The organism is Streptomyces sp. NPDC104581, assembly GCF_055583685.1.
In genome coordinates, this window is the sequence record NZ_JBVJNN010000062.1 from 1 (window position 1) to 10058 (window position 10058).

The window sequence follows — 10058 nt, forward strand, 5'->3', positions numbered from 1 at the left end:
GGTCCAACGAACGGGGCACGCGCCGTAAATCACGCCGTCCGGACATGCACCTCCGGAGACCCCGCACCCCGACCCACACCCACAACCGCAACCCAGACCCCGCACCCGCCCCCGCCCGGAGGGCACCCGCTAGCTGCCCTGCTCGCGCGCCGCGCGTTCCGCCTCCTCCTCCGCCTCCATCTCGGCGAAGACGTCAATCGGCGCCGGCGCCTTCGCCAGGAACAGCCACGTCAGATACACCGCCAGCAGGAACGGCGGGATCTTCAGCGACACCAGCACCCAGCCCAGCTGCGTCGTGTCCGCCCACCAGTACAGCGGGAAGAGGATCGCGCACTTCGCGAGGAGGATGAACCCCCACGCGTAACTCGCCTTCGTGTACGCCGCCTTGCGCCCCGGGTTCCGCGTGCGCCAGGACAGGTTCTCCTTGAAGACCGGCCCCAGGATCAGCCCGATCAGCGGCACTCCCGCGACGCTCGTCCCGATGTACGCGACGGCCAGCCCCAGCGTGTAGAGCATGCCCGGCAGATAGAAGTCCTTCGCGTTGCCGGTCATCATCGCGAAGACCACACCGAACGCGACCCCGAAGACGCCGCTGAAGGCGTGCTTCACGGTGTCGCGCCGGACCAGCCGGACGGCGACCAGCAGCAGCGACACCGCGAGCGCGGCGATCGCCGAGACGTGCAGGTCCTTGTTGATCGTGTAGATCGTGACGAAGAGCAGTCCGGGGACGACCGTCTCCACCATTCCGCGCACGCCGCCGAACGCCTCGAAGAGCGCGGCCTCGGTGACCGCCTTCGCGTCGGCGTCGGTCTGCGGGCCGGCGCCCTCGGGGGCGCCGGGGGTACTGGGGTCTGTCGTCGCGGCGGGCTTGTCGGTTGACGTCACCGGCTACTCCTGTCCGAGCGGTCGGAGTTCGTATTTGGGGTTGAACAGCACCCTACGGCCGTGGCTCATGGAGATCCGGCCGGATGCGATGAGCTTGCGGCCCGGTTCTATGCCCGCGATGGAGCGCCGTCCCAGCCACACCACGTCCAGCGGCGCGGTGCCGTCGAACAGCTCCGCCTCCAGCGCGGGCACACCGGCCCGCGGACGCAGGGTGACCGTCCGCAACGTACCAGTCACCTTGACTATCTGGCGGTCACCGCAGTCGCTGATGCGTGTGCAGCCCGAAGCCTGCGTGTCCTCACGCAGCTCCTCGGATTCCAGGTCCCCCTGGGAGCTGGACAGCCGGTCGAGCATCCGGCGGAAGCGGCCGGTCGGCTTCTCAGCACTCATGACAGAAGCGTACCGGGGTCCGCGGGCACCGGATCATCGGTCGAACCGGTAGCCCATACCGGGCTCGGTGACGAAGTGCCTGGGGTGCGAGGGGTCCGCCTCCAGCTTGCGGCGGAGCTGGGCCATGTAGACGCGCAGATAGTTGGTCTCCGTGCCGTAGGACGGCCCCCAGACCTCCTGGAGGAGCTGTTTCTGGCTCACGAGGCGGCCGGTGTTGCGTACGAGCACCTCCAGGAGGTGCCACTCGGTCGGGGTGAGCCGTACGTCGCGGCCCTCGCGGTGCACCTTCTTGGCCACCAGGTCGACGGTGAAGCCCGCCGTCTCGACCATCGCGGCCCCGCCGTCGTCGCCGGAGCCGACGGGCTCGGCGCGGCGGACGGCGGCGCGCAGCCGGGCGAGGAGCTCGTCCATGCCGAAGGGTTTGGTGACGTAGTCGTCGGCGCCGGCGTCCAGCGCCTCGACCTTCTCGTCGGAGGTCTGCCGCGCGGAGAGCACCAGGATCGGTACGCGGGTCCAGCCGCGCAGGCCCTTGATGACCTCCACGCCGTCCATGTCGGGCAGGCCGAGGTCGAGCACGACGACGTCCGGGTGGCGGGCGGCGGCGAGTTCGAGGGCGCTCGCGCCGTCGGCGGCGGCGTCGACCTCGTACTTGCGGGCCTTCAGGTTGATCACGAGCGCGCGCACGATCTGCGGCTCGTCGTCGACCACGAGCACCCTCACGGGCCCTCGGGGGTCTCCCCCGGCGGGAGGCGCCATGGTGGCCTGCCTTTCTGCTGTGCCGCCGGTCACGAGACGACCTGAGCGGGTAGTTCGGGGCCGGCCGGCGCGAGGCCCGGTACGGCCGTGAGATCGATGACCATGGTGAGTCCGCCGCCCGGGGTGTCCTCGGCGGTGAGGGTGCCGTCCATGGCGTCCACGAAGCCGCGGGCGACGGCGAGGCCGAGGCCGACGCCCGCCCCGCGCGGGGCGTCACCGTGTCGCTGGAAGGGCTCGAAGATGCGTTCCTTGGCGTCGTCGGGGACGCCGGGGCCGCGGTCCACCACGCGTACCTGTACGCGGGCGCCGAGCGAGCTGGCCGCGACGGTGACGCGGGTGCCGTCGGGGCTGTACTTGACAGCGTTCTCGACGATGTTGGCCACGGCGCGCTCCAGCAGGCCGGGGTCGACGGCGACCATCGGCAGCGACTCCGGGATGTCCAGGTCCACGCTGTCCTCGGGGACTCCGCCGAGCGCCATGGGGACGACCTCGTCGAGGTCGATCTCGCGGATCAGCGGGGTGACGGTGCCGGTCTGGAGCCGCGACATGTCGAGGAGGTTGCCGACGAGGTGGTCGAGGCGGTCGGCGCCGTTCTCGATGCCTTCGAGGAGTTCGGCGTGGTCCTCCTCGGACCATTCGACGTCGTCGGAGCGGAGCGAGGTGACGGCGGCCTTGATGGCGGCCAGCGGGGTGCGCAGGTCGTGGCTGACGGCAGCGAGCAGGGCCGTACGTATCCGGTTGCCCTCCGCGAGCCTGCGGGCGCCCTCGGCCTCGCCCACCAGGCGCTGGCGGTCCAGTACGACGGCGGCCTGGGCGGCGAAGGCGGAGAGCACGCGGCGGTCCTCGGCGGGCAGTACCCGGCCGGAGAGCGCGAGCGCCATGTGGTCGCCGACGGGCATGTCGACGTCCGCCTCCTCGGGACGGTCGACGGGGCGGGGCCCGACGCTGCCCGCGCGGGTCCAGGGGTCGACGTCGCCGGCGCGTTCCAGCAGGGCCACGGACTCCATGGAGAACATCTCGCGTACCCGTTCCAGCAGGGCGTCCAGAGTGGTCTCGCCGCGCAGCACACTGCCGGCCAGGAAGGAGAGGATCTCGGACTCGGCGCGGAGTCTGGCGGCCTGGTGCGTACGGCGGGCCGCGAGGTCGACCACGGACGCCACGGCGACGGCCACCGCGAAGAAGATCACGATGGCGACGAGGTTCCTGGGGTCCTGGATGGTGAGGTTGTGGGTCGGTGGGGTGAAGTAGAAGTTCAGCAGGATCGAGCCGACGGCGGCGGACGCCAGGGCCGGCCGCAGTCCGCCGAGCAGCGCGGCGAGGACGGTCAGGAAGAGGAAGAGCAGGACGTCGTTGGCCAGGCCCAGGGTGTCGTTCAGCGCGGTGAGCAGCAGCGTCAGCAGGACGGGGGCGACGACGCCGGCCAGCCAGCCGGAGATGATCCGGGAGCGGCCGAGGCGGGCGTTGTGCGCGACGGGCAGGCCGCGGCCCTTGGCGACCTCCTCGTGGGTGACGATGTGGACGTCGAGGTCGGGGCCGGACTCACGGGCGACGGTGGCGCCGACGCCCGGCCCGAACACGTACTGCCACGCCTTGCGGCGGCTGGAGCCGAGGACGATCTGGGTGGCGTTGACACCGCGGGCGAATTCCAGCAGCGCCGAGGGCACGTCGTCCCCGATCACATGGTGGAAGGTGCCGCCGAGATCCTCGACCAGGGTGCGCTGGACGGTCAGTTCCTTGGGAGAGGCGGAGGTGAGGCCGTCGCTGCGGGCGATGTAGACGGCGAGGATCTCGCTGCCGGAGCCCTTGGCGGCCATGCGGGCGGCGCGGCGGATGAGCGTACGGCCCTCGGGCCCGCCGGTGAGGCCGACGGCGATGCGTTCGCGGGCCTGCCAGGTGGTGCGGATGTTGTGCTCGCCCCGGTACTGCTGGAGGTACTCGTCGACGCGGTCGGCGGTCCAGAGGAGGGCGAGTTCGCGCAGGGCGGTGAGGTTGCCGGGGCGGAAGTAGTGCGAGAGCGCGGCGTTGACCTTGTCGGGCTGGTAGATGTTGCCGTGCGCCATGCGGCGGCGCAGCGCCTGGGGCGACATGTCGACAAGCTCGATCTGGTCGGCCCGTCTGACCATCTCGTCGGGTACGGTCTCGCGCTGCCGTACGCCCGTTATCGACTCGACGACATCACCGAGTGACTCCAGGTGCTGGATGTTGACGGTCGAGACGACGTCGATCCCGGCCTGGAGCAGCTCCTCGACGTCCTGCCAGCGCTTGGAGTTGCGGGAGCCCGGGACGTTGGTGTGGGCCAGCTCGTCGACCAGGGCGACGGCGGGGCGGCGCTCGATGACCGCGTCGACGTCCATCTCGGTGAAGACGGTGCCCCGGTGCGGCAGCTCGCGGCGGTGGATCTGTTCGAGGCCCTGGAGCATGACCTCGGTGCGCGGCCGGCTGTGGTGCTCGACGAACGCCACGACGCAGTCGGTGCCGCGCTCGACGCGCCGGTGCGCCTCGGAGAGCATCGCGTACGTCTTGCCGACGCCCGGTGCCGCGCCCAGATAGATCCTCAGCTTGCCGCGTCCCATGGCCCCATTGTCTTCCCACCGGGCCGCCGCGTCCCGTCACGGCCTCGCGCCCGAAGCTACAGCCCAGGATGGCCCCGAAACGGATATCCGGCGGGGTGGGGGGTCCGTCTTGACACGATTCTGATGGGTCCGGCGCTACGGCGCCGGGCGGTGCTCCACGAGATGGCCGTCGGCGAGTTCGAGTACGCGGTCGGCGAGGCCGAGGAGCTGGGCGTCGTGGGTGGCGACGAGCGCGGTGACGCCCTCGCTGCGGACGACCGCGCGCAGCAGCTCCATCACGGCGAGCCCGGTCTCGGCGTCGAGCTGTCCGGTGGGTTCGTCGGCGATCAGCAGGGCGGGCCGGTTGGCGAGGGCGCGGGCGATGGCGACGCGCTGCTGCTGGCCGCCGGAGAGTTCGCCGGGGCGCTGCGCGGCGTGGTCGCCGAGGCCGACGAGGGCGAGCAGCAGGGCCACGCGCTCCTCGCGCTCCCGCGGGTCGGCCCGGCGCAGCCGCAGGGGCACGCCGACGTTCTCGGCGGCGGTGAGGATGGGGATCAGACCGAAGGACTGGAAGATGAAGCCGATGCGGTCGCGGCGCATCGCGAGCAGGCCGTTCTCGCCGAGCGTGGCGAGATCGGTGCCGTCGACGGTGATCTGCCCGTCGTCCGGGGTGTCGAGGCCGCCGACGAGGTTGAGCAGGGTCGTCTTGCCCGATCCGGAGCGGCCCTTGAGCGCGATCAGCTCGCCGCGCGGCACGGTGAACGACACTCCGCGCAGCGCGTGGACGGCCGCGGCGCCGGTGCCGTAGGAGCGGTGCAGGCCGGTCACCCGCACCATGGGGCCGGCCGTCGCGTCGACGGCGGCCGTGCCGGTGCTGCTGGTCTCGGTCATGGGTGCTCCCCCGTGCGGTGCCTGATCCCGGGCGTCAGTATGTGCGGGATGTGCGCGGCCGGGCAATGGTGGTGGTCGAACGCCGGCGCCGCACGTACCGGGGGGGGGGGGCCCCCGGGGGGGGGGCCCCCCCCACCGGCGTCTGTGCGTGGCCTGTGTCGCGCGTGCTGCGCGTGGTGCGCGGGGGCCTCGTTGCCCCTGCGGCTCTGCGGGGACGGTCGTGCGGCGGCTCAGTAGGCGCTGTCGACGTTGTCGATCGAGCCGTAACGGTCGGCGGCGTAGTTGGCCGCGGCGACGATGTTGGCGACCGGGTGGTACTGGCTGTGCGGGGTGCCCTTGACGTGGTACGCGTCGAAGGTCGGCTTGATGACCTGGAGCAGGCCGATCGACGGGACGCCGTTCTTCGCGTTGATGTCCCAGTTGTTGATCGCCCGCGGGTCGCCGCTGGACTCACGGATGATGTTGCGGTGCAGACCCTCGTACGTGCCGGGGATCTTCTCCTTCTTCATGATGGACAGGGCTTCCTTGATCCATCCGTTCAGGTTGTTGGCGTAGGCCGGCTTGCGGTCGGCGGAGCGGTTGGCCTTGGCCTTCTCGGCCGCGCGTTTCTTCTCGGCCGCCTTCTTCTTGGCGGCGGCCTTCTTCTTCGCCTCGGCCTTGTCCTTGGCGTCCGCCTTGGCGTCGGCCTTGAACGTCGCCGCCGCCGAACCCTGCTTCGCGTGAATCTCCGCGACGCGGTCGGCGATGTTGTTCTGCTTGGTCAGGCTCTCGTGGACGGCGGCGGCCTGGCCGCTGCCGTTCGCGATGTTCCAGGCCGCCGGGGCGGTGGACACGGAGGCTGCCACGTCCTTGCTCTGGGACTCGGCGGACGCGTTGCCCGGGATCAAGGAGAAGCTGACGGCCGCGGCGGCGACTGCTGTCACGCCGGCGATCGAGAGCTTGTGGCTCTTCTTCAGACGGTTGCCAGTGGTGCTGGACGCGGTCATACGACATACCTCTTCGAATAGCGGGAGTCGCGGTGGCCGGTCGGCCAGATGCCTACTTATCGGCGGCGACGGCTGCAATTCTTAGCGGCAGCAAAAACATGTGGCAAAGGTGGGATGTACGACCCTTGATAGTTTAAAGGGGCGCAAAAGAGACATCCCATGACCAGTCAGCGCATGTTTCCGTCGGTCGTTATGTCCACTACGTACCTTCGTAAGTGATGTGCGTCCTATGTGCGGCGTCACAGGGGGCGGGGGTCCGCTTCACCTGAAGTTGCTGGCGCAACTCGGAGAGTGAGTGGTCTCGCCCGGCAGGACGAGGCGGTCGTCAGACGCCGTACGCCGTCCCGCCCCGGCGCACCGCCGCCCCGGTCACGACGCCACGCCCAGCAACGACGTGGCCGAGTAACGGCCGCTCCTCGGCCGCTGCCGGAGCAGATGCAGGAAGCCCGGCACCACGGAGCGCGGCTCCAGCCGCGGCTCCCCGTCGTCCGGCACCGCTGCCGCGTACAGATCCGTCTGCATGTCGCCCGGGTCGACCGTCCACACCCGCAGCTCCGGCTCCTCCACCGCCAGCACGGCGGCCAGATGGTCGAGGGCGGCCTTCGACGCCCCGTACCCGCCCCAGGTCGCGTACGCCTCCGCCGCCGCGTCCGAACTGACGGCGATCACCGTGCCCGCCACGCCCGCCCGCAGCAGCGGCAGCGCCTCCTGCGCCAGCCCGAGCGCGGCCACCACGTTCGTCTCCAGCGCCGCCCGCAGCCCGTCGAGCGCCAGCGCGTCCAGCCGTACGAGCGGCTCGGCGCCCAGCGCGCTCGCGTTGCTCACCAGCAGATCGAGCCCGCCGAGCGCGCCCGCGGCCGCGACCAGCTCCGCGCGGTGGACGGGATCGGTCACATCCCCCGGGACCGCCGTCACGCGCGTCCCGTGCGACCGGATCTCCTCCGCCGCCTCCGCCAGCGGCCCCGCCGTCCTGGCGTCGAGCACAAGGTCCCAGCCCTCGCGCGCGAGCCCGCCGCCGAGCGCGCGCCCCAGCCCCTTGGAAGCACCCGTGATGATCGCCACCGGCATGGCGTCCCCTCCTTCTCGCCTCGGGTCGGCTCCGGACGACGTCGCCGAGGGCCGTTCTCCTCAACGTAGAAAGGCCGGGCGCCCCGGCGCCTCGGGCGCGAGTCCCGGCGCGGCGAGGCACTTCGGCCTAGGCCGTTGGCCCTCGTCCCCCTGCGCCTCAGGTCCGATCCAGGTGCTCCCGCCCGCCGGTACGGTGAGGCCATGAGCCATCGACCGAGCTCCGGACTCGCCGCCGTGAGCACCGCACTCCTGGCGATGAGCAGACATCTGGAGGTACGGGACGTCCTCAAGACGATCGTCGCCTCCGCCCGTGAACTGCTCGACGCCGAGTACGCGGCGCTCGGCGTCCCCGACGACCACGGCGGCTTCTCCCAGTTCGTGGTCGACGGCGTCAGCGACGCGCAGTGGAAGGCCATCGGCCCGCTCCCGCGCCAGCACGGCATCCTCGCCGCGATGCTCCACCAGGCGCGGCCCGAGCGGCTCGCCGACGTGAAGAGGGACCCCCGCTTCGGCGGCTGGCCCAGCGCCCACCCCGACATGTCCGACTTCCTCGGCCTGCCCATCCGCGACGGCCGACAGACCATCGGCATCCTCTTCCTCGCCAACAAGCGCTGCCCCAAGCCGGTCGGCGGCTGCGGATTCACCGAGGAGGACGAGGAACTCCTCGGCATCCTGGCCCAGCACGCCGCGATCGCCCTCACCAACGCCGGGCTGTACGAGCGCAGCCGGGAGCTGACCATCGCCGAGGAACGCTCCCGGCTCGCCCACGAGCTCCACGACGCGGTCAGCCAGAAACTCTTCTCCCTGCGGCTCACGGCCCAGGCCGTGTCCAGCCTCATCGACCGCGACCCGGCACGCGCCAAGGGCGAACTGCAACAGGTCGCCGACCTCGCCGCCGAGGCCGCCGACGAACTGCGCGCCGCCGTCGTCGAGCTGCGCCCCGCCGCCCTCGACGAGGACGGCCTCGTCCACACCCTGCGCACCCACGTCCAGGTGCTCGACCGGGCGCACTCCGCCCAGGTCACCTTCGACAGCTGCGGCGTACGGGCGCTGCCCGCCGCCCAGGAGGAGGCGATGCTGCGGGTGGCCCAGGAGGCGCTCCACAACGCGCTGCGCCACTCCGGCGCGGACCGCGTCGACGTCTCCATCGCCCCCCGGGGTCCGGGCGCGGTCCTCAGCGTCACCGACAACGGCAAGGGCTTCGAACCGAGGACCGTCCGCAGGGCCGGCCGCCACCTCGGGCTCGTCTCGATGCGGGACAGGTCCAGTGGTGTGGGCGGCAGGCTGACCGTGCAATCGGCGCCCGGACAGGGCACCACGATCGAGATGGAAGTGCCCGGTGGCTGACCACAGGAGAATCCGCGTGCTGCTGGTGGACGACCACCAGGTGGTCCGGCGCGGACTGCGCACCTTCCTGGAGATCCAGGAGGACATAGAGGTCGTCGGCGAGGCGTCCGACGGCGACGAGGGCGTCGCGGGCGCGGAGGAGCTGCGCCCGGACGTCGTCCTGATGGACATCAAGATGCCGGGCACCGACGGGATCGAGGCCCTGCGCAAGCTCCGCGACCTCGCAAACCCGGCCAAGGTGCTGATCGTCACGAGCTTCACCGAGCAGCGCACGGTGGTGCCGGCGCTGCGTGCCGGGGCGGCCGGCTACGTGTACAAGGACGTCGACCCGGACGCCCTGGCCGGCGCGATCCGCTCCGTGCACGCCGGCCATGTGCTGCTCCAGCCGGAGGTGGCCGGCGCCCTGCTCGCGCAGGACGACCCCGGTACGGGACACGGCAGGGGGTCCTCGCTCACCGACCGGGAGCGCGAGGTGCTCACCCTGATCGCGGACGGCCGCTCCAACCGGGAGATCGCCCGCGCGCTCGTCCTCTCGGAGAAGACCGTCAAGACGCATGTCTCGAACATCCTGATGAAACTCGACCTCGCCGACCGCACGCAGGCCGCTCTCTGGGCCGTACGGCACGGGATCACCGGCTGAGCAGGGGCGGGCACCGGCCGGGGTTCTCCCGCCCGCCCGCTCCACCAGTAATACGGAATGTCGTCTTCCGATCTGAGATTCATACCGTCGGGTGCATGTAACCCACACGGCGTATCCCCGGAGGCGTCCGCGCGTTCTCCATGGCGTGCCGCGGAGTACCGCCGCGGCTCTCGCGATGGAGGAACCTGAAAATGAACAACCTCAAGAAGGCCGCCGCCCTCACCATGATCGCCGGTGGGCTCGTCGCCGCCGGCTCGGGTGCCGCCTTCGCCACCGACGGTGCCCACGCCGACGGCAAGGCCGTGCACTCGCCCGGCGTCGGCTCGGGCAACCTCGTGCAGGCCCCGGTCCACATCCCGGTGAACGCGGTCGGCAACACGGTCAACGTGATCGGCGTCCTCAACCCGGCATTCGGCAACCTCGGCCTCAACGGCTGATCCACCGCCCGCCCGCCCCACCGCCCGCCAGGCACACCGCGGGGCGGGGGGGGGGGGGGGGGGGGGGGGAGGACGAGAAGGCGGGGCGGTGCTCCCCGGCGCGCAC

At 71.4% G+C, this 10058-nt stretch carries 10 protein-coding genes; 3 read left to right on the forward strand and 7 right to left on the reverse strand.

What is annotated here, in order from left to right; translation table 11 throughout:
- Positions 1–129: 129 nt before the first annotated feature.
- The 7 genes from ACZ61E_RS30700 to ACZ61E_RS30730 all read right to left on the reverse strand — a co-directional run bounded on the left by ACZ61E_RS30700 (position 130) and on the right by ACZ61E_RS30730 (position 7528).
- A complete protein-coding gene (locus ACZ61E_RS30700) occupies positions 130–885 on the reverse strand; it encodes a DUF3159 domain-containing protein (RefSeq protein ID WP_469703492.1) in 756 nt (251 codons plus the stop codon).
- Between the two features lie 3 nt (positions 886–888).
- A complete protein-coding gene (locus ACZ61E_RS30705) occupies positions 889–1275 on the reverse strand; it encodes an OB-fold nucleic acid binding domain-containing protein (protein ID WP_469703493.1) in 387 nt (128 codons plus the stop codon).
- A 33-nt stretch (positions 1276–1308) separates the two neighbouring features.
- On the reverse strand, positions 1309–2031 hold the full coding sequence (locus ACZ61E_RS30710) for a response regulator (protein ID WP_469703495.1): 723 nt from the start codon (positions 2029–2031) through the stop codon (positions 1309–1311).
- Between the two features lie 29 nt (positions 2032–2060).
- Positions 2061–4604: a DUF4118 domain-containing protein gene (locus ACZ61E_RS30715; protein WP_469703497.1), complete on the reverse strand. Its 2544-nt coding sequence runs from the start codon at positions 4602–4604 to the stop codon at positions 2061–2063.
- Between the two features lie 135 nt (positions 4605–4739).
- Positions 4740–5474: an ABC transporter ATP-binding protein gene (locus ACZ61E_RS30720; protein ID WP_469703499.1), complete on the reverse strand. Its 735-nt coding sequence runs from the start codon at positions 5472–5474 to the stop codon at positions 4740–4742.
- 230 nt (positions 5475–5704) lie between these two features.
- Complete coding sequence (locus ACZ61E_RS30725; RefSeq protein WP_469703501.1) at positions 5705–6460, reverse strand: transglycosylase SLT domain-containing protein; 756 nt, start codon at positions 6458–6460, stop codon at positions 5705–5707.
- A 369-nt stretch (positions 6461–6829) separates the two neighbouring features.
- The gene (locus tag ACZ61E_RS30730; RefSeq protein ID WP_469703503.1) at positions 6830–7528 is read right to left on the reverse strand and encodes an SDR family NAD(P)-dependent oxidoreductase; all 699 of its coding nucleotides are present in this window, start codon (positions 7526–7528) and stop codon (positions 6830–6832) included.
- Between the two features lie 201 nt (positions 7529–7729).
- Here ACZ61E_RS30730 and ACZ61E_RS30735 point away from each other — a divergent pair, with 201 nt between their 5' ends.
- The 3 genes from ACZ61E_RS30735 (at position 7730) to ACZ61E_RS30745 (ending at position 9952) form a co-directional block, all read left to right on the forward strand.
- Positions 7730–8875: a GAF domain-containing sensor histidine kinase gene (locus tag ACZ61E_RS30735; RefSeq protein WP_469703504.1), complete on the forward strand. Its 1146-nt coding sequence runs from the start codon at positions 7730–7732 to the stop codon at positions 8873–8875.
- Complete coding sequence (locus tag ACZ61E_RS30740) at positions 8868–9515, forward strand: response regulator (protein WP_469703506.1); 648 nt, start codon at positions 8868–8870, stop codon at positions 9513–9515. Before ACZ61E_RS30735 ends, ACZ61E_RS30740 begins: the two co-directional genes overlap by 8 nt.
- A 191-nt stretch (positions 9516–9706) precedes the next feature.
- On the forward strand, positions 9707–9952 hold the full coding sequence (locus tag ACZ61E_RS30745) for a chaplin (protein ID WP_469703508.1): 246 nt from the start codon (positions 9707–9709) through the stop codon (positions 9950–9952).
- Positions 9953–10058: the final 106 nt, after the last annotated feature.

Bases quoted from the DNA above. Each gene is read 5' to 3' on its own strand.
- ACZ61E_RS30705 (WP_469703493.1), bottom strand. From the start codon at position 1,275: ATGAGTGCTGAGAAGCCGACCGGCCGCTTCCGCCGGATGCTCGACCGG.
- ACZ61E_RS30710 (WP_469703495.1), bottom strand. From the start codon at position 2,031: ATGGCGCCTCCCGCCGGGGGAGACCCCCGAGGGCCCGTGAGGGTGCTC.
- ACZ61E_RS30715 (WP_469703497.1), bottom strand. From the start codon at position 4,604: ATGGGACGCGGCAAGCTGAGGATCTATCTGGGCGCGGCACCGGGCGTC.
- ACZ61E_RS30720 (WP_469703499.1), bottom strand. From the start codon at position 5,474: ATGACCGAGACCAGCAGCACCGGCACGGCCGCCGTCGACGCGACGGCC.
- ACZ61E_RS30725 (WP_469703501.1), bottom strand. From the start codon at position 6,460: ATGACCGCGTCCAGCACCACTGGCAACCGTCTGAAGAAGAGCCACAAG.
- ACZ61E_RS30730 (WP_469703503.1), bottom strand. From the start codon at position 7,528: ATGCCGGTGGCGATCATCACGGGTGCTTCCAAGGGGCTGGGGCGCGCG.
- ACZ61E_RS30735 (WP_469703504.1), top strand. From the start codon at position 7,730: ATGAGCCATCGACCGAGCTCCGGACTCGCCGCCGTGAGCACCGCACTC.
- ACZ61E_RS30745 (WP_469703508.1), top strand. From the start codon at position 9,707: ATGAACAACCTCAAGAAGGCCGCCGCCCTCACCATGATCGCCGGTGGG.